Below are 19,022 nucleotides of genomic sequence, written 5' to 3' on the forward strand. Positions count from 1 at the left end.
GAAAGCTGTTCTTTAGGAACAGCTTTTTAAATTTAAAAGATGAAACAATTATTTACATTCTGGTAGTGATAATAAATTGTTTTTCGTTGTATTATCTGCTTCTGTCTTTAAATATTTAGTTCCATAGCTTGTCTCGGCAGTAATAACTTTTGCTTTATTACCATTATTATCAGTAACATAAGCATATCCATTGTTTTCCTTTATCCAAGAATATATTTCTAGTCTAGTATTTTTTCCAGATTCTTTAGTTGTTTCATTTATCCAGCCGAGGTAAGTAATTGCTAAATTAGGGTTCTCGTGATAGCCATTGTCTTTGTTAATACATGTAATTCTAATTGACATAATTTTATATTTAAGATTGTTAATAAATAGTTTTAACAAAAATAGATTATGACAATTATATGTCTTTACGGTTTTCCATAAACCGAGGGATTAAAAAAAATTAGACTTAATATTTTTAATCTATACACTTACCTTATTATGAGCATAATCTTTAATGAACTCTGAAGGTGTTTTTCCTGTATACTTTTTAAACATCCTGTTGAAATAGGTTACATTATTGAAGCCACAACCGTAACTGCATTCTGAAATCGATTTATCCTGAGCCATCAGCAGACAGGCTTTATTGATGCGATATCGGTTTACAAATTCTGTAAAGGTGATCTGGGTTGCTTTTTTAAAAAAATTACAAAAGGCCGGTAAAGTCAGGTTTGCCAGTTTTGCGACATCTTCAATATTGATTTCCTTGTCGTAATGGTGTTCTACATAAGTGAAAATATTTTCAAGACGCGTTTTATTCTTTGAAATAATGGTGTAAGGCATAATTTCCTTATTCAAAAGGTCATAGTCTGTACACTTTGAAAGTTCAAAAAGAATTTCCAACAGCAATAAATATCTTTTATAACCTTCTGATTCCAACATCAATTTTAATTTCGGAAGGAGAGCTTTCTTTACTTTATGATGAAAGTGAATGCCATATTTTGAAAGTTCAAGCAGATTTTTGATGGATCTGGCTTCCACTTCTTGTTGGGGAAACTGGAGAATTTCTTCTTTAAACTGAAGGACTATTTCTTCATGCGGATCAATAGAATTCAATCCAAATCCTGAATGGGGAATATTAGAACCGATCAGAACGAGATCTCCATGTGTATAATTGCTTTTATGATAGCCAACGTGACGGGTTCCGCTCCCGGAAATGACACATACCAGCTCAATTTCGGGATGATAATGGTACTCCCATTTGAATTCTGAAATAGGAGAGTTATTATGAATGGTACGAAAGGAGCTTTTCTCATTGGGAATTACTCTTTCAAAAGTAACTTTCATTTAATTAATCATATTTAATCACTAAAATACTAATTATATTAATATTGTTCAAATATTGATTTATTGTGTTAAATTATTGTGAACAGAAATGCTTCTATCTTAGCCGCAAAGAAATAACCTGAATGAAAAACTTCAACATCAAGGCGGTTTTATTTTTGAACTATTTTGTTTTCGCAATTCTTCTGAATTCTGTGGGAACAGTGATTTTGCAGGTACAGCAGAACTTCGGGATTTCAAAATCATCTGCTAGTGTACTGGAAGGCTTTAAAGATCTTCCGATTGCGATCTGTTCATTTATTCTCGCTTCGTTTCTTCCTAAAATTGGGATTAAGAATTCAATGCTGATTGCACTATTTCTGGTGAGCGGAATGTGCTTTGTGATGCCGTTTACAAATGATTTCTGGATCTTCAAAGTATTATTTGCCATTGTAGGAGTTTCTTTTGCGCTTATTAAAATTTCTGTTTTTACCTCCATTGGTTTGGTAACAGAAACGGATAAAGAGCACTCAAGCTTTATGGGATTTCTGGAAGGATTTTTTATGATCGGAGTTTTGGCAGGAAATGTTTTATTCAGTTTATATATTGACGATCACAATCCGAAATCTACCCATTGGCTTAATGTATATTGGATCTTAGGAATTCTCTCAGCTTTGTCTTTCCTATTTTTATTCTTTTCAAAACTGAATGAAAAAGAAGCGAAAAGTGAGAAAACCGATTTATTAGGTGATTTAAAAAATAGCGTAAGTTTATTTAGCTATAAAAAAGTATTGTTCTTTTTACTGTGTGCATTTCTTTTTGTATTGGTGGAGCAGAGTTTCCAGACATGGACTCCCACTTTTTATAAAGAAATTTTAAAAGTTCCAACCTCCATGAGTATTCAGGCGGGTGCTGTTTTAGCAGGAGCTTTTGCATTGGGAAGATTCTTATCAGGTTTCTTTTCCAGGAAAATCAGCTGGATTTATGTGGTGTCATTCTGTGTGATTGGTTTTGCTGTAAGTTTACTTTTGGTGCTTCCGCTAACTCATAATATTCATATTGATGCCGGTACAAATTGGCTGAATGCACCACTTGTAGTGTATTTATTTCCATTAATGGGAGGTTTACTGGCCCCGATTTATCCGAGTATCAACTCAGTGATTCTTGCTTCCATCCCTAAATACTTACACAGTGCGATGTCTGGATTGATCGTGGTTTTCTCTGCCATCGGGGGAACAATAGGTTCAATCATTACAGGTTTTGTGTTTCAGGAATTCAGCGGACAGCAGGCATTTTACCTGTCTTTGATTCCCCTTTCATTGTTGATAACTTCAGCAATTTTCATGAATAAATTAAAAATTAACCCTAAGAAATAATTATGAGTAATCAGCTTTATATAAAAGAAATCCAGGTACTTTTTGATGCCGTACAAAAGTCGAAGATTTTTGAAGATCAGAAAATGATGACCGATGCCGTTCCTTTATTTCCGATTGCGGAGATTAATGCAAAATACGAACAGGAAAAAGATACTGCCGGTTTCGACCTGAAAAATTTTGTGATGACTTATTTTGATTTTCTAGGTGCTAAAGTTTCTATCCGTAGAGAAGATCATCTTCCAATCGGGCAGCATATAGAAAAGCTTTGGGATGAATTGACACGCACAGCTTACGAAGAAAAAGGCACTCTTTTAAAATTACCAAAACCTTATATCGTTCCGGGTGGACGTTTCAATGAGTTTTTTTATTGGGATAGCTATTTTATTATGCTTGGGCTGCAGGTTTCAGGTAGAGTAGAAATGATGGAGAATATTGTAGAAAACTGTTCTTACCTGATTCAAAATGTTGGATTTGTTCCCAATGCCAGCAGGACTCATTTCTTAAGCCGCTCACAGCCTCCCTATTTTTCGCTGATGCTTGATCTTCTTGCTGAGACTAAAAATGATGATACTATTTATACTCAATATGATGATACTTTAGAAAAAGAATATGCTTTCTGGATGGACGGGGAAGAGGAAACAAAAATTGGGACTGGGTTGAAAAGAGTAGTAAAAACTAAGGATGGAGATGTTCTGAACAGATATTATGACACAGAAAACGAACCTCGTCCTGAAAGTTATCTGATTGATATTGAAGACCAGGAAAATGCGTCAGGAGAAGAATTTTATAGAAATATAAGAAGTGCCTGTGAATCCGGCTGGGATTTTTCCAGCAGATGGTTTGCAGATGGAGAACATATACAGACTATTGAAACGCTGAATCTTGCTGAGGTAGACTTAAACTGTCTTTTATGGCATTTAGAAACAACACTGGCAAAATCATCAGCGCTTCAACATCTGAAAGACAAAGAAAATTATTTTACTGAAAGAGCAGCAAGCCGAAGACATATGATTAATAAATACTTCTGGGATGAAAAGACGAAGATTTACAAAGATTATCATATTCAAAAAAACACAAAAACACCGTCTGAACATATTGCTGCTCTTTACCCTTTATTTCTGGGAATTGCAGATCAGAATCAAGCCAAAGCAGTGGCTGAAACCATTTTTGAAAAATTTTTATATCCGGGAGGGTTGGTTACTACGACTAAAAAAACAGGTCAACAATGGGATTTACCCAATGCATGGGCTCCTTATCAATGGCTTGGCTTTAAAGCCATGAAAAATTATGGTTTTGATGATGAGGCGGAACTTATTAAAAACAACTGGTGTTCGAATGTGGAAAGAGTGTATAAGAACACTGGAAAATTGATGGAAAAATACAATGCATTAGATACGGAAACAATTGCAGGAGGCGGGGAATATCCCAATCAGGACGGATTCGGTTGGACGAATGGAGTGTATTTAAAACTACAACAAAACTGAAACTAACAATAAAAAATAGGGCTATGAAAAAAAAATCAATCTTTTTAATTGCCGCAACTGCTGTATTATATTTCAATAAAGCATATGCACAGGAAACTCCACAAGATTCTGTGAAGGTTTCTTCTATCGATCAGGTTGTCATTACAGGGAATTCCAATCCCAAGAAAAAAATAGAATCCAGTACTGCTATTTCCACATTCAGTGCCAAGGAAATTCAAAAGCAGAATCCCATCAGTGCAGCAGCTTTGCTACAGAGAGTTCCGGGATTTGCTGTGGAAACTTCAGGAGGTGAGGTTGGAAATAACCTTTTTGCAAGAGGAATCCCTTCTGCTGGAGCGTACGAATTTGTGCAGGTTCAGGAAGATGGTCTTCCGGTTTTTGAAGATGGAGCACTTCAGTTTGCCAATGCGGATAATTTTTTCCGTGTAGATAATTCTGTAAGCCGTCTGGAAGCTTTAAGAGGAGGGTCAGGGTCTATTTATGCCAATAATTCTCCGGGAGGGCTTATCAACTTTATTACCAAAGAAGGAACTAATGACTTTAAAGGAACTGCCAAGCTTGAAACCAGTACTTATGGATTAATGCGTACAGATCTTAATGTGGGGGGTGCTTTGGTGAAAGATAAATTATTCTTCAATATAGGTGGTTTCTATAGATCAGATGACGGAATCAGAAAAACAGGATTCAAAGCTAATAATGGTGGGCAGATCAGAATGAACCTGAAGTATGTCTTTGATAAAGGCTACGTTAAAGTGTATTATAAAAAACTGGATGACAGAAATACCTTCTTCCTCCCGATTCCATTGACGCAAGATGGTGATAAATTAAAAGGATTCAACGGTTTTGATCCTAATTATGGAACGTACAGTTACAGAGCCATCAGTCAGTTAAACATTCCACAGGCCGGAGGTGGTTTTTTCAGCAGAAACCTGGAAGATGGAATTCATCCGAAAGTAGATGTATTAGGAGCAGAATTTAAATATGACCTGGGTGGAAACTTCAGCGTTTTAAATAAAACCCGGTACACCAATATCAATATGAATTATACGGGGATTTTCCCGGCAGGGGCACCTCAAACCGGAGCAGATTTTGCGAAAGGTATGGGAATGACCAATTACCAGTATTCTATGGTAAGCAATGGAGCTTTGGTTGATCCTCAATTTGTTCAAAAACTAGGGTTCTGGGCGATTGATAAGCAGATGAATAATTTTGTGAATGATCTACAGTTCAATTATAAATTCGACAAAGGAAATGTAACGGCCGGATTTTATAAATCAAACTGGAAATCCCATCAATACTGGAACTGGAGTAATATCCTGACTACTGCTACAGACAGGCCCGAGCTGCTAAACCTGGTAGATCCATCTCTTAGTCCAAGCAGTGTAGGATATTCTAAAACGTATAACGGAGTGACGGATATGTCTACTTTGCTTAGGGATTCACAGATCCAGGGAAGTCTGAATGATCTTTATTTAAATCTGGATTACAATGTGACGGATGCATTAAGCTTTAATGGAGGAATCCGCTACAGCCGCGACTTCTACAGAGGATACAAAGTTAATACGACTACAGCCAATCTTAATAATTCAGGGTTAACCGTTGATGGAACTCATGGTTTTGATACCACGACTGCTGATGACCATATGAATGTTCTCGGAAATCAGTTTACCTATTGGTATTATGATATTAATAAAGTCTCTTATACATTGGCATCTAATTATAAGATCAATCGTGAAAATGCGATATATGCCCGTTTTTCCCATGGATTCAGATCTCCAAATGAAGAAGCATATTACAATAATATAGGAAATTTAAGTGTTGTAAAACCTGTATTAACCAACCAGTTGGAAGTAGGGTATAAGTATTATTCCCGTACTTTCGATATTGCAGTGATTCCTTTCTATTCGGCACTTAAAAACCTTTCATTTACAGATGTTTACTCAGACGGAACTTCGGAAAATAAATTTGCCAATACTACCAATTTTGGGGTAGAAATTGAAGGATATGCGAGATTATTCAATAATGTCTTTGAAGTTACTTTCAACGGGACCATTCAGAATCCGAAATATAAAGATTTTAACGGACGAAATGCTGATGGTACTACCTTCGATTATAGTGGAAATATTGTAAGAAGAATTCCTAAGTTCTATTTCAATATTGCGCCTGCGGTGAATATTACCAAAGAATGGAGAGCGTATGTGAGCATGAATTATTATGGAAAACGTTTCCAGAATGAAGGAAATACAGATGATAATATTCTGCCTTCATTTACTGAATTTGGAGCCGGAATGTCTTATCAGTTAGGAAAAATTCGCTTTGCAGTAGATGGAACCAATATCTTTAATACGATCGGAATTACAGAAGGAGATCCAAGGTCTCAGACTGTAGCCGGAAATATAAGAATGGCAAGACCTATTATGGGAGCAGCTGCCAGAGCATCTATTACTTTAGATTTCTAAACTCTATTTCTTTATAACATGAAACCGCCAGGGCCTAGTCCTGACGGTTTTTTTATTTCCCTCACAGACGATGTAGATTAAACCGCTTTTATTATAAATAGAAATCTGCATAATCTGTGAGCGATTAAATATCTTATTTCACAGCACTCCTGATTGTTTTAAATACAATACTTAGATTCTTCCAGAATGATAAAGATGTGTGTCGCACCTATACCCTCAAACTTTCCGACTCTAAAACCCGATTCCTGCCTATTTAAAAAACGGATTATACTGCTTTTCAAAACCAATCGAAGTAGGGTTTCCATGACCGGAGAAAACCTGTGTGTCAGGGTCCAGTACGAAAAGTTTTGTTTTGATACCATCAATTAATTGTTCATAATTTCCTTTGTAAAGATCTGTTCTGCCGATACTGCCTTCAAACAATACATCACCGGAGATCATGAATTTCTGATTTTCGTTGTGATAAACAACACTTCCCGGAGAATGTCCAGGAACGTGATAAATTTTAAATTTCTCTCCATCCAGCTCAAGTTCTTCTCCTTCGTTAATATATTCGATATCTACTTTTACAGGATCAACAGGGAATCCGAATCTCATTCCACTCGCCTGAAGCATATCAAGAACTTCCTGATCTTCCTGATGCATATTCACCGGAACCTTAAACGTATCAAATGCCCATTGAAGTCCCAAAACATGGTCAATATGTGCATGAGTTAAAAGAATTTTCTGAATGTTCAGTTCTTTTTCTTTGATAAAATTATCAATGGCTTTGGTCTCCTGCTCATTCATATTTCCTGGATCTATTAACCAGGCATTTTTATTTTCATTATAAAGAATATAGGTATTCTCACTCGCGAAGTTGCATACGAAACCTTGAATCTGAAGCATAATCTGAATATTTTTATTCAAAAATACGATATTATTAAGAAAATGGCTATTTTTCGTTATCTTCGTCATAATGAAAACTTTGCGAATACTCTTACTTTCCCTGGGTGGACTGGTTTATGGACAAAATATCCAAAGTATCCAGCTATTCAACCCACAGACGAATGATGAAACGCCGGTCATCAAATTCGGTGAACAATTGGTGTTAAGCTTTGATGATCTTACCAATGGTAGTGAGATCTACAGATATACCATCAAACATTATGACAGAAACTGGAATGATGATAATTTGTTCTTTACGGAATTTGCCACGGGTACTATGAATGCGCTTTTAGACAAGTTTCAATATTCATTCAACACTTTACAGGCATATACTCATTATAAGCTGACTTTTCCTAATGATAAAATTCAACCGAAAATATCAGGAAATTATGAACTGATTGTTTACAAAGATTCTGTAGATAAACCGCTTTTTAAAAGAAGATTTTATCTGGTGGAAGATATGGCGACTTTAGGCGTGAATGTTTCAAGAATAGCAGACGCCAAAAATCCTAATATCAATCAGAGAGTAGAAATACAGGCTTTACCGAAAGCTGGTGATCTTTCTTCCAATGTAAACTCTATGAGTTTGAATGTGATGCAGAATAACAATCCCAATATGACGGTTTCCAATTTGAAACCAAGTTCTGTTTTGGGGAACCAGCTGCTTTTCCAGCAAATGAATCTTGCTTTCCCCGGAGATAATGAATTCTATTATTTCGATAATAAAAACATGACGACTCCTGCGGATATGGTTCGTGCCGTAGAAGTTAAAGATGATGTCAATCATACGTATTTATATCCGGTTTGGGCATTTCCTTTAAATTATCAATACCAACCCGATGTAAACGGAGCCTGGTACTATAGAAGAAATGACCTGGGAAGAGAAAGGGATGCTGAAAGAGAAGCAGATTATTCCTGGGTATATTTTTATCTGGAATCAGATCCGGTAGATAAAGATATTTATATTCTTGGAGGATTCAATAATTTTAAACCTGGCAAAGAAAATCAGATGCAATATGATGCTGCAACGAAACAATATGTAGCTAAATTATTCCTGAAGCAAGGGTTTTATAACTATATTCTTGCCACAAAACAAGGGGATGCACCTTTAGATTTTGGTGAGGTGAATGGTAATTTCTGGCAGACTGAAAACCTTTATCAGGCTTTTCTTTACTTTGCCCCTTTTGGGCGTAATTATGATGGATTGATGGGGTATGGAGAATTCAGGACTCCGGTTAGAAAATAAAAATGTAAAATCAATATTAAATGATAATAAAGGTTATTTCGAAAGAGATAACCTTATTTTTTTTATCCAAAATATCAAATAAGGATAATTTTATCCAATAAAATGCAGTACATAATGAAAATAATAATTCACAAAAGAATGATTTTTGTGAAATTAATTCATGAAAACTATTTATAATAATAAAATTATGTTTAATTATTTCTCTTTGTTTTAAAATCGTTATTGTGGTTTGTTTAATGATTTATATTTTCAATTGAATTTTAAATAACATATATATCATTTTGTTGTGAAAAGTTTATACCTTCGTTTTACACTTAACAAATATTATTTATGAAAACAAAATTTATTTTAGCAGTCAGCGTTGCAGCCTGCTCCTTCGTTTTTGGACAAAACACTCCATCAAAAGTAATTTCCGGTAAAAATGGATTACACGCAGAATTTCTAAGATTTGATAAAAACGGGCCTGCTTTTCAGGGAAGTCCTGTTTTATTTGATGAAAGATCTGAAAGACTTTCACCGGGGCAATCTCGTAAATTGGGTGCTGAAACAGACCAGCTAGGGTTTGAAACTCACAGATTCCAGCAAACAGTGAATGGTATTCCTGTAGAATATGGAATGATGGCTGTACAGACTAAAAACGGTAAAATAGTAGGACAGACAGGAAAATGGATTCTTGATGTTCCTCAAAGCGTTGAGAAACAGGCAAACCTTTCTGAAAGTATAGCGCTGCAAAATGCCTTATCATTTGTAGGGGCAGAATCTTATAAATGGCAGAATAAAGATGAAGAAGATTTTATTAAAAGAGAAACGAATGATAAAAATGCCAGTTTTGCACCCAAGGGTGAGCTGGTTTACTATTCAGAACCTACTGACGAAAAGCTAAATGATCTTACCTTAGCCTATAAATTTGATATTTATGCAGAAAAGCCATTAAGCAGACAATATGTTTTTGTAGATGCAAAAAATGGAAAGATATTAGGAACTGACGCATTGATTCATGATATTAATACACCGGGAACAGCTACAACAGGTTATAGCGGAAACAGAAATATTGTTGCAGACTCTTATAATGGAAGTTACAGACTAAGAGAGACCGGAAGAAACGGTGGAACAGCTGTTGAAACTTATGACTTAAAAAAAGGAACAAATTACTCAACGGCAGTAGATTTTACAGACTCTGATAATGTTTGGAATAATGTAAATACCAATAAAGATCAGTATGCAACAGATGCACACTGGGGAGCAGAAATGACGGTAGATTACTTGTATACAAAATTTGGCAGAAAGAGTATTGATAACAATCATTTTGCTATAAAATCATATGTTCATTATTCCACCAATTATTTCAATGCATTTTGGGATGGCTCAAGAATGACCTATGGTGATGGAAGTTCTACCACAAACGGAGGAAAGCCTCTGACAGCCATTGATGTTTGTGGACACGAAATCACACATGGAATGACCTCTAAAACTGCGAATTTGGTATATCAAAGAGAACCGGGAGCTCTGAATGAAGGGTTTTCAGATATTTTTGGTAATACAATAGAAAAATGGGCCAGACCAAGTCAGGCGAGTTGGACATTGGGTGAAGATTTCAGTTATGTGATCAGAAATATGGCAAACCCTAATGCTTACAGCCAGCCGGATACTTATATGGGAACCTACTGGAAAACTACCACTACCTCAGGTTGTGTAACTCCTAGCCAATCCAATGATTATTGTGGAGTTCATACCAACTCGGGAGTTCTTAACTTTTGGTATTATTTATTGGTAACAGGAGGTACAGGAACTAATGATAAAGGTTTTGCCTATAATGTTTCAGGAATAGGATTTGATAAAGCAGCTGCAATTGCTTATAGAACACTGACTAATTACCTTACTTCTAGTTCCAATTATGCGAATACAAGAACATATTCTTTACAAGCTGCTACAGATTTGTATGGGGCAGGAAGTAATGAAGTAACACAGGTGACTAATGCCTGGAATGCAGTAGGTGTTGGAGGCGGTACCTCTCCGGCAGGACTTATTGCATCAGCAGCTAATGAGTCTCCTTATACGATCAGTCCAAATCCGGCAACAGACAGGTTTACTGTATTGTTTAATGGAAAAGAAGGTAAAGGAACTGTAGAAGTGGTTAATTTAACAGGAAGAAAAGAACTTTCTGAAAAAGTTAATCTTACGGATGGGACAAATAAACTGGAAATAAAGCTGCCATCCAATATGCTTCCTGGTGTTTATGTTGTAACCGTGAACGGACAGAAAGCTGGAAACTTAATTAAAAAATAATCTTTTATATATCTTAAATAAAGAATCTGTCCTCAATAGAGGCAGATTCTTTTGTTTTTACAGGTTTGACATCAAATGATAAACCTGTGAAATCCTTTATCTTAAAGCTATTTTTGGTTTTTTATGTATTGTTCTCTATAAATTTAATTTGAAAGCTAGACAAATTTCGGGTGTATTATTCACTTAATAATGATATTTCTCATTTATTTAATTTTTGATTTATGAAGTCACTTCTTGTTGAAATATATTTTTTTAAATTCGCTGACCCCATTTATTAATGGGGGATTCTAATAAAAAAAATATAAAAAAATGAAGCGGATTATTTTATTTTGCTGCGCAGTTTCTCTGTGCCTTATTTCCTGTGTAAGGGATAATAACAATGAAGAATTTCTACATTCTGATCAATCTCAAAAAATGGGTCGTTTCGACACTCAGCCTTTTAGTTGGGATGTCTCTACTATTGATAAAGATCACATCTTTGTTGGAGATAACAGTACAAAAGCGGGAGCTTCAGGAGTTAACCCGGCTACAGGGAAAAATATCAGTGTTAACAGTTCAACAATATATCCGGGAGCGGTATATCCTTTAAACAGAATTGAAAATTTTACATTTGATTCAGAAGTTAATTATGATAAGAATCCATATGATTTGATTTTCTCATTTTCTAATCCTTATGTTATTGAAGGAATAGATAGTCCAAAAGGATTTACTACCTATAATAATATGCTGTCTCAGGCAGTTACATCTAAAAATTTCAATGATTATATCAATTCAGGGGTGAAAAAAAGTGTTGATTATTCAGCAACAGAATGTTATAGCTATTCAGATGTTCAGAAGGCACTTTCTTTTAATGTTGGTTTAGGAACCATTTTTACTACAAAAATGTCTCAAAATACACATACTACAAAATATAAGAGTATCTATTTTGCAAGACTTGTAGCAACTTCATTCGATGTAATATTCGAACCTAGCAAAAATGGATTTTTTAAATCACCGGAGCACAATAACGATGCTAAAACCATTCAGCAGACAGGTGTTCCTTCTCAATATTTTACCAGCAAACCTTACTTTACTAAACAGGTAACTTATGGAAAATATGCTTATTTAGCGATTGAAAGTGAATATTCTTACGAAAAAGTAAAATCTGCTATTGAGGCTACCTTTAATATCTGGAAAGTATCAGGTGGTGGTGGATATAACCAGGAAACAACAGAAATTTTATCAAAATCTGTAGTAACGGTTATGACTACAGGAGATAAGAGTACAGAGCCTTTCTGGGGAAATTCCTTGGATAACCTGTATTCTATGTTCAATGTGAAATTTGATTCTAATTTCTATGGTTACCCTATTTTTACTCAAATGAGAAGTGTAGCTACTGATGAAACTCTTGAATTGGACAATCCTACAAGTGTTGATAGAGCTAAACTTGTAACTTATGTTTATAAAGGAGATAAACGTTGGACAGGATTTGGAGGGGTAAAAGTGCTAAACCTGAAAGCGAATTCTAACAATACCAACGAATTCTCAAGAATGGATATTGATGTTTCATTCAGAAGTAATAGTTCAGGGGCCTATATAACAAGATCATATACGAAGTATTTTACTCCAACTTCTACATCCATTCATGTTCCGGAACAAATGTTCAAAGAAGGATTTAAGCTGGATCATAACTGGGTAGGAAGAACCTGGGATGGAGAATCTGAAACAATGACCAGAATAACCCTGTATGATAAAGCCGGAAACAAAGTTTCTGTTCCGCATACTACAGAGTTTGCATGGTTTGGTTCGTATGATAATTTTTAATTAAAAAGAATATCCCATAAAAATAAAAAGGGCTGCCTTAAGATGAGGCAGCCCTTTTATATTGTGATAAATGATTATACTAGATAAAAATCATTCAGTTTTTCTTCGCAAAGTGTTTTTACCACTTCTATCCATCGGTCTTCATCATTCAGACAGGGAATGTAGTGGAAGTTTTCCCCACCACCATGCATGAACTGCTCTTTTCCTTCTACAGAAATTTCTTCCAGTGTTTCAAGACAGTCTGATACGAACGCAGGACAAACCACAGCAAGATTTTTAACACCTTTTTGAGGAATGGTTTCCAGAGTTTGATCTGTATAAGGCTCAATCCATTTGTCTTTTCCTAATCTTGACTGGAAAGAAACAATTGTTTTTTCCTTTGGAAGTCCCATCTTGGCAATTACTGCCTCAGTGGTTTTATAACATTGATGTCTGTAACAGTAAGCATTATGAGTATCTACCTGACTGTTGATACAATTGGCATCATCAATTTTACAGGTGTTGGAAGGATCTGTTTTATACAGATGTCTTTCCGGAACTCCGTGATAAGAAAACTGAAGAGCATCAAAATTCTCAGGAAGTTTTTCCTTGATACTTTCAGCAAGACAATTGATGTAGATATCTCTGTTGTAAAAAGGTTGAATATAATTGATCTTTACGGTTGGAAATTTCTTTTTTCTTACCTCTTCTGCTTTTTCAATAACAGTTTCTGTAGTACTCATTGCATATTGAGGGTAAAGCGGGAAAAGAACGATTTCAGAAATTCCCTGATCCACCAGTTTTTGAATTCCGGTTTCAATACTGGGTTCAGCATATCTCATCCCGATTTCCACAGGTACGTCTACCAGTTTTTGAAGCTTTTTCTGAATCTTTTCAGTAATGGCGATCAAGGGTGAACCTTCATCCGTCCATACCGTTTTATAGGCTTCGGCAGATTTAGCAGGTCTTGTTTTCAGGATAATCCCCTGAACAAGCAACGCCCGAAAGATCCAACGGTAATCAATTACCCTTTCATCCATCAAAAATTCATCAAGATATTCCTTTACATCATTTACAGCTGTAGATCTTGGTGATCCAAGGTTGACCAGTAAAATTCCTTTTTTATTCAATTTTTTTATTTTAATGATGAAACAGACTTTTCAAAATCTGTTACCAATTCTAATACTTTAGCAAAGGTATTGTTTTCAACTGAGCCATCAGGCTCAAACTTACCCTTTATCGCTTTGATTAAAAGCTGATGTTTATCATCAATGACAGCACCAAGGGTTTTTAAAATCAATAATAATTCTTCATGACCTTTCTCTCCATGGGCAGAACCTGTAATGATGGCAACAGGCTTATCCAGAAAAACATTCGTGGAAACACACCATTCCAATAGGTTTTTTACCCTGCTCGGAATACTGAAAATATATTCCGGAGTAGAAATAATAACACCTGCTGAATCTTCAATATCTTCTCTGATCTTCATAATTTCCTCAGGCGTATCAACATCCGTTAATGCCGTATCAAAATGAGGAAGAACAGAAAGATCATCATACATCTGGAATGTAATATTGGGATTCTTATCCAATACCTGTTCTATCAGTTTCTGATTACTGGAATTGTTTGTAGCGCTTCCAATAATGATGAGGATCTTTTTTGAAGGGATCATGAACTCCTGATTATCCGTTTACTGCTTCCACTCTTTCTACAAGGTCCGGAACGAATTGTTTTAAAATATTTTCAATTCCGTTCTTTAGAGTAGCCGTAGAACTTGGACATCCTGAACACGCTCCCTGTAAAAGCATTTTAGCTGTTTTGGTAGATTCATCATATTCCATAAGGGAAATTTTTCCACCATCATTTTCTACAGCCGGAGCTACATATTCATTTAAGATATCAGAAATCTTCTGCTCATCATCAGTATAGTCTCTGTTGATGATTTTTTCTACAGGATTTTCGTGTTTCTGCGGTTCAATGTTTGAAATTTCACCACCATTTTGAAGATACTCAGCAATAAGAGCACGCACGGTCATCATTACTTCATGCCATTCCACAGAGTTATCTCTGGTAACTGCTACAAAGTTATCTGAAATGAAAACCTCAGTTGCAAAATTAAATTCCTTAAAGATAGCTGCCGCTAAAGGAACCTCAGCTGCTGCTTCTCTTGATTTTACTTCTATAAAGCCTTCCATAAGTAGTTTGCTGGAAACAAACTTCATTACATTCGGGTTAGGCGTCATCTCAGAATAGATCTGATACATTTCTTTTTTCTTCTGAAGATAAATTCTTGGATTGGCCAATAATTCGTCTTCAATCACATTTTTCAGGCTTTCAGCTACATGTTCCCATTCGATAGTATCCTGTTTTGCTACTGCTACAAAATTAGCTGTGATGAAAATTCTTTCTACAAACGGATAATTGAAAAGTTCCTGTGCCAAAGGAATTTCTGAAATATCTGAATTTCTGTCCAACTCCAAAGACCCTGGAATCAAGTTGTAATCTGCTACAAATTTCATCACTTTTGGGTTTTCAGTTGGTTCTATAAGTACGGTACGCATTTTTTTCGTTAAATTTGAGATACAAAAATACGCATTAGAAGTTAGAAGCTGTAAATTGGGAGTTAGATTTTTGCTATCACTGTAATTTAGAAGTTAGATACTAAAAAGCAGAAGGTAAAAATCATGACTTTCAAACAGGCTTATTTTCAAATTTTCAAATTAAAACTATGGCACTTATAAAAGAACTTTTAGGAAAAATACCACAGATCGGAGAAAATACTTTTTTAGCTGAAACCGCTACCATTATTGGAGATGTTACGATGGGAAAAGACTGCAGCGTTTGGTATAATGCAGTGATCAGAGGTGATGTTCATTATATTAAGATGGGTGATAAAGTAAATGTTCAGGACAATGCAATGCTGCATTGTACCTATCAGAAACATCCATTGAATATTGGAAATAATGTATCCATTGGTCATAATGCTATTGTTCATGGATGTACAATCAAAGATAATGTACTGATCGGAATGGGAGCAATTGTGATGGATGACTGCCTGGTTGAAGAAAATTCAATTGTAGGAGCAGGTTCTGTAGTAACTCAGGGAACACATATTAAATCCGGAGAAGTCTGGGGTGGAGTTCCTGCCAAAAAGATCAAGGATATCAACGCTCAGCTATTGGAGGGCGAAGTAAACAGAATTGCAGATAACTATGTGAAATACTCATCATGGTATAAAGAGAATGTGAAAGATTACGAATTGTAGAGAATAGAGTACGAGATGCATGGTGTGAGTTTCGGATGCAAGATTTTTGATTGAACAGCAGGTCTTGATATGAAACTTCCAGGTCTCTGGTTTGAATCTAATACATAAAAAACAAAAGCTCTGTCTTTCGACGGAGCTTTGTATATCAAGCCTTCTGTGTTGATTTGATATAGAACCTTTGCTTTATTTTTATTTTGATTCTGGAGTAATTAATCGTGCTTCTCCATCAATACATTTAATATATGACGGAGGCGTAATCATCATACAGTCAGACATAATATTATATTTTTCGTTAAAAATTCTTACTTTATCCGTATACTCATTAATTCTCGGTAAAATTGAGGACTCAATTTTTTTAGGATAAGCAATATATTGCTGAGGTCCACCACAGGACTTTACACCCATGGGAGCGAAGGTCCAGTCGCTGGCATTTGTACAATTTTCCCCTTTAGCTTCAGATTCAATGGAAGCTTTTAATTTATCCAGCTGTGCCTGGTCGTACTTTTGACTGTCTTCATCAGCAGGTCGATTGCTAATATCTATGGGAAGATTAGTATCAAGATTCTTTGTTGAATTACAGGAAACCAGCGTTAATGTAGTACATAATACTATTGCAGGGATATGCAGGAAAATTTTTTTCACAATTGACTTTTTTCTTTTTAAGATTTTTCAAAACTTATGCCAAGGTAAGAAAATCAAATTCATTTCCGTATTTTTGACAACGATGAACAATCATTTTTTTGACTTAATAGAGTATACCAACAGAAGTGTTTTTCTGACTGGAAAAGCCGGAACAGGTAAAACAACGTTTCTTAACGATTTTGTAAGACGAACAAAGAAAAAGCATGTAGTGATTGCCCCTACTGGGATTGCAGCAATTAATGCGGGTGGAGTCACCATCCATTCCATGTTTGGATTACCCCTGAGAACTTTTTTGCCTACCACAGAAAGGATAGATACCAGTTTGGCTAATAATATTGCCGATCTGATGCCCCATTTTAAATATCGTAAAGATAAACTTAAGCTTCTAAGAGAGGTTGAGATCATTATTATTGATGAGGTTTCCATGTTGAGAGCTGATGTACTGGACATGATGGATTTTTCTTTACGATTTATCAGGAGAAATAATCAAAGGTTTGGTGGAGTACAGATGTTATTCATTGGGGATTTATTTCAGCTTCCGCCTGTGGTAAGAGACGAACACATTCTAAAAATGTATTATGATTCGCCTTTCTTTTTTGACAGTCATGCCATTAAAGACATTCCGATTGTTACCATTGAACTTACAAAAGTCTACAGGCAGTCTGATCAGGAATTCTTAGAGATATTGAACGCCATTCGTGATGGTGATGTAGCCAATATAGATTTCAACCATCTGAACAAAAGATACGATCCGGATTTTGATATGGGGAAAGAATCTTACGTTTATCTGTGTTCTCACAATAAAATGGCAGATGAAATCAACCAGGAAAAACTGAAGGAAATAAAAGTAGACCCTAAAACCTATGAGGCCAAACTTGTTGGAGATTTTAAAGAAAATCAATTTCCCAATGACCAGTTTTTGGAACTTAAAATAGGTGCCCAGATTATGTTCATCAGAAATGATATTTCCGGAGAGAAGAAATATTTTAACGGAAAGCTTGGAGAGATTATCGGGTTGGATGAAGATGAAATTCGCGTTGTTCTGGATGAAAGTGAAAGAGAAATTACCGTAAAAAAAGAAACCTGGGAACAGAAAAAATATTTCCTGGATACAGATAAAACAATCAAGGAAGAAGTTTTAGGAAGTTTTGAGCAATTTCCTATCAAATTAGCCTGGGCTGTTACCATTCATAAAAGCCAGGGGCTTACCTTTGATAAAGTAATTATTGATGCCGGAAAAAGTTTTACTGCCGGTCAGGTCTATGTAGCCTTATCACGTTGCCGAACGTTGGAAGGAATTGTTTTAAAATCAAAAATCACTCCTGAGGTTATTTTTAAAGACAACAGAATCCTGCAATTCCATAGCAATACGGTTGCGAACGATCATATAGATGCTATTTTGAACCAGGAGAAATACGATTACAGTATTAGAAAAGTACTTCGTACTGTGGATTGTCAATGGTTTTTAAATGAAGTAGAGGAGTGGAACAAGCTTTCTGTTACCACTAAAAATATAGACCGCGCTAAGGCCAATCAGCTGTATCTTCAGTTGAAACATGAAGCTACCAATCTTGGAAAAATCTTTGAAAAGCTGGAACGTGTGATCTTTCAAAAGGTGAATAATTTCATTGAACAGAAAGAAGAATGGTCCGAAATTGAAAGCAAGTCCAAAGGAGCGGTTAATTTCTTCTTTACGGAAACCCGAAATAAAATTTTCGATCCATTGAAAGAGTTTTATGCTGAAATTAAAGGGGCAAAAGGTCTGAAACAATACAATGAAGAAGTGAAAAGCTGGCTGGAAGATATTGAAGAATACCTAAATAGTTTAAAGGATATTCACCTTCTTGAAGTAAAGCTTCTTGATGAAAAGAATGATAAAGAAGTCAGCATGAAAATTGCTAAAGTTCCTTCACAGGTTCTAACTTTTCAACTTTTTGAACAAGGCAAAACAATTGGTGAAATTGCATTGGAAAGAGGATTGGTGAAAGAAACCGTAATTGGCCATCTTGCCAAGTTTGCGGAACAGGGATTGCTGGATATTTCAAGAGTCATTACCTCAGATAAGATCAAGGCATTTGAAGATGAATTTTATAAAAATCCACATGAGACTTTAACAGAGTGGAAGAATGCTTTACCTAACCATTTTGAATTTAATGAAATCAGAATTTTAATCAATCATTACAATTATAAAAAAGAAAAGAATTCCTAGGGAATTCTTTTCTTTTTTGCATGATATTAATAGGAGTTTGAGAT

General features: G+C 35.4%; 15 protein-coding genes. 8 read left to right on the forward strand and 7 right to left on the reverse strand.

Translation table 11 applies throughout. The annotated features are described in order from the left end of the window. Window positions 1-48 precede the first annotated feature (48 nt). Window positions 49-342, reverse strand: a complete 294-nt coding sequence (locus NBX25_RS13240; protein WP_250253959.1) for a DUF3892 domain-containing protein — start codon at window positions 340-342, stop codon at window positions 49-51. 120 nt (window positions 343-462) lie between these two features. Further along, window positions 463-1,326, reverse strand: a complete 864-nt coding sequence (locus tag NBX25_RS13245) for an AraC family transcriptional regulator (protein ID WP_123910142.1) — start codon at window positions 1,324-1,326, stop codon at window positions 463-465. Window positions 1,327-1,448: 122 nt separating this feature from the next. On the opposite strand from NBX25_RS13245, the gene NBX25_RS13250 reads away from it, so the two are divergent. The 3 genes from NBX25_RS13250 to NBX25_RS13260 are packed head-to-tail and all read left to right on the forward strand — an operon-like array spanning window position 1,449 to window position 6,621. Continuing rightward, window positions 1,449-2,678, forward strand: a complete 1,230-nt coding sequence (locus tag NBX25_RS13250; protein ID WP_250253960.1) for an MFS transporter — start codon at window positions 1,449-1,451, stop codon at window positions 2,676-2,678. A gap of 2 nt (window positions 2,679-2,680) precedes the next feature. Continuing rightward, window positions 2,681-4,162, forward strand: a complete 1,482-nt coding sequence (locus tag NBX25_RS13255) for a trehalase family glycosidase (protein ID WP_250253961.1) — start codon at window positions 2,681-2,683, stop codon at window positions 4,160-4,162. Window positions 4,163-4,185: 23 nt separating this feature from the next. Further along, window positions 4,186-6,621, forward strand: coding sequence for a TonB-dependent receptor (locus NBX25_RS13260; RefSeq protein ID WP_250253962.1), 2,436 nt, complete (start codon window positions 4,186-4,188; stop codon window positions 6,619-6,621). Window positions 6,622-6,870: 249 nt separating this feature from the next. On the opposite strand, the gene NBX25_RS13265 is transcribed toward NBX25_RS13260, so the two are convergent. After that, window positions 6,871-7,509, reverse strand: a complete 639-nt coding sequence (locus tag NBX25_RS13265; RefSeq protein WP_123911831.1) for an MBL fold metallo-hydrolase — start codon at window positions 7,507-7,509, stop codon at window positions 6,871-6,873. 70 nt (window positions 7,510-7,579) lie between these two features. Here NBX25_RS13265 and NBX25_RS13270 point away from each other — a divergent pair, with 70 nt between their 5' ends. From NBX25_RS13270 to NBX25_RS13280, 3 genes are all read left to right on the forward strand, one after another. Then, entirely contained in the window at window positions 7,580-8,794 is a 1,215-nt protein-coding gene (locus NBX25_RS13270) for a type IX secretion system plug protein (protein ID WP_123857555.1), read from the forward strand. A gap of 330 nt (window positions 8,795-9,124) precedes the next feature. After that, complete coding sequence (locus NBX25_RS13275) at window positions 9,125-11,080, forward strand: M4 family metallopeptidase (protein WP_123857554.1); 1,956 nt, start codon at window positions 9,125-9,127, stop codon at window positions 11,078-11,080. Window positions 11,081-11,389: 309 nt separating this feature from the next. Then, the gene (locus NBX25_RS13280) at window positions 11,390-12,883 is read left to right on the forward strand and encodes a hemolysin (RefSeq protein ID WP_250253964.1); all 1,494 of its coding nucleotides are present in this window, start codon (window positions 11,390-11,392) and stop codon (window positions 12,881-12,883) included. 74 nt (window positions 12,884-12,957) lie between these two features. Here NBX25_RS13280 and hemH read toward each other — a convergent pair whose 3' ends face one another. From hemH to NBX25_RS13295, 3 genes are read right to left on the reverse strand one after another with little or no spacing between them, the layout of a single operon-like run. Further along, the gene (hemH, locus tag NBX25_RS13285) at window positions 12,958-13,992 is read right to left on the reverse strand and encodes a ferrochelatase (RefSeq protein ID WP_250253966.1); all 1,035 of its coding nucleotides are present in this window, start codon (window positions 13,990-13,992) and stop codon (window positions 12,958-12,960) included. A 5-nt stretch (window positions 13,993-13,997) separates the two neighbouring features. Next, complete coding sequence (locus NBX25_RS13290; RefSeq protein WP_123857552.1) at window positions 13,998-14,534, reverse strand: NADPH-dependent FMN reductase; 537 nt, start codon at window positions 14,532-14,534, stop codon at window positions 13,998-14,000. A gap of 10 nt (window positions 14,535-14,544) precedes the next feature. Then, window positions 14,545-15,423, reverse strand: a complete 879-nt coding sequence (locus tag NBX25_RS13295) for a NifU family protein (RefSeq protein WP_123857551.1) — start codon at window positions 15,421-15,423, stop codon at window positions 14,545-14,547. A gap of 167 nt (window positions 15,424-15,590) precedes the next feature. On the opposite strand from NBX25_RS13295, the gene NBX25_RS13300 reads away from it, so the two are divergent. Further along, window positions 15,591-16,127 (forward strand): gamma carbonic anhydrase family protein, encoded by a 537-nt coding sequence (locus NBX25_RS13300; RefSeq protein WP_065395062.1) that lies wholly within the window; start codon window positions 15,591-15,593, stop codon window positions 16,125-16,127. Window positions 16,128-16,316: 189 nt separating this feature from the next. Here the strand turns inward: NBX25_RS13300 and NBX25_RS13305 are convergent, their stop codons facing one another. Then, window positions 16,317-16,769 carry a hypothetical protein gene (locus tag NBX25_RS13305; protein WP_123910148.1) on the reverse strand — a complete coding sequence of 151 codons (453 nt, stop codon included), beginning with the start codon at window positions 16,767-16,769 and terminating at the stop codon, window positions 16,317-16,319. 82 nt (window positions 16,770-16,851) lie between these two features. Here NBX25_RS13305 and NBX25_RS13310 point away from each other — a divergent pair, with 82 nt between their 5' ends. Next, on the forward strand, window positions 16,852-18,978 hold the full coding sequence (locus NBX25_RS13310; protein WP_123910149.1) for a helix-turn-helix domain-containing protein: 2,127 nt from the start codon (window positions 16,852-16,854) through the stop codon (window positions 18,976-18,978). The last annotated feature ends 44 nt before the right edge of the window (window positions 18,979-19,022 follow it).

The sequence above is a fragment of the Chryseobacterium sp. Marseille-Q3244 genome, assembly GCF_940807095.1.
GTDB lineage: Bacteria > Bacteroidota > Bacteroidia > Flavobacteriales > Weeksellaceae > Chryseobacterium.

What these genes read in the sequence shown, in the direction of transcription:
- NBX25_RS13290 (WP_123857552.1), bottom strand. Translation starts at nt 14,534, where the DNA reads ATGATCCCTTCAAAAAAGATCCTCATCATTATTGGAAGCGCTACAAAC.
- NBX25_RS13310 (WP_123910149.1), top strand. Translation starts at nt 16,852, where the DNA reads ATGAACAATCATTTTTTTGACTTAATAGAGTATACCAACAGAAGTGTT.
- NBX25_RS13275 (WP_123857554.1), top strand. Translation starts at nt 9,125, where the DNA reads ATGAAAACAAAATTTATTTTAGCAGTCAGCGTTGCAGCCTGCTCCTTC.
- NBX25_RS13300 (WP_065395062.1), top strand. Translation starts at nt 15,591, where the DNA reads ATGGCACTTATAAAAGAACTTTTAGGAAAAATACCACAGATCGGAGAA.
- NBX25_RS13270 (WP_123857555.1), top strand. Translation starts at nt 7,580, where the DNA reads ATGAAAACTTTGCGAATACTCTTACTTTCCCTGGGTGGACTGGTTTAT.
- NBX25_RS13255 (WP_250253961.1), top strand. Translation starts at nt 2,681, where the DNA reads ATGAGTAATCAGCTTTATATAAAAGAAATCCAGGTACTTTTTGATGCC.
- NBX25_RS13240 (WP_250253959.1), bottom strand. Translation starts at nt 342, where the DNA reads ATGTCAATTAGAATTACATGTATTAACAAAGACAATGGCTATCACGAG.
- NBX25_RS13260 (WP_250253962.1), top strand. Translation starts at nt 4,186, where the DNA reads ATGAAAAAAAAATCAATCTTTTTAATTGCCGCAACTGCTGTATTATAT.
- NBX25_RS13265 (WP_123911831.1), bottom strand. Translation starts at nt 7,509, where the DNA reads ATGCTTCAGATTCAAGGTTTCGTATGCAACTTCGCGAGTGAGAATACC.
- NBX25_RS13250 (WP_250253960.1), top strand. Translation starts at nt 1,449, where the DNA reads ATGAAAAACTTCAACATCAAGGCGGTTTTATTTTTGAACTATTTTGTT.
- NBX25_RS13280 (WP_250253964.1), top strand. Translation starts at nt 11,390, where the DNA reads ATGAAGCGGATTATTTTATTTTGCTGCGCAGTTTCTCTGTGCCTTATT.
- NBX25_RS13295 (WP_123857551.1), bottom strand. Translation starts at nt 15,423, where the DNA reads ATGCGTACCGTACTTATAGAACCAACTGAAAACCCAAAAGTGATGAAA.
- NBX25_RS13245 (WP_123910142.1), bottom strand. Translation starts at nt 1,326, where the DNA reads ATGAAAGTTACTTTTGAAAGAGTAATTCCCAATGAGAAAAGCTCCTTT.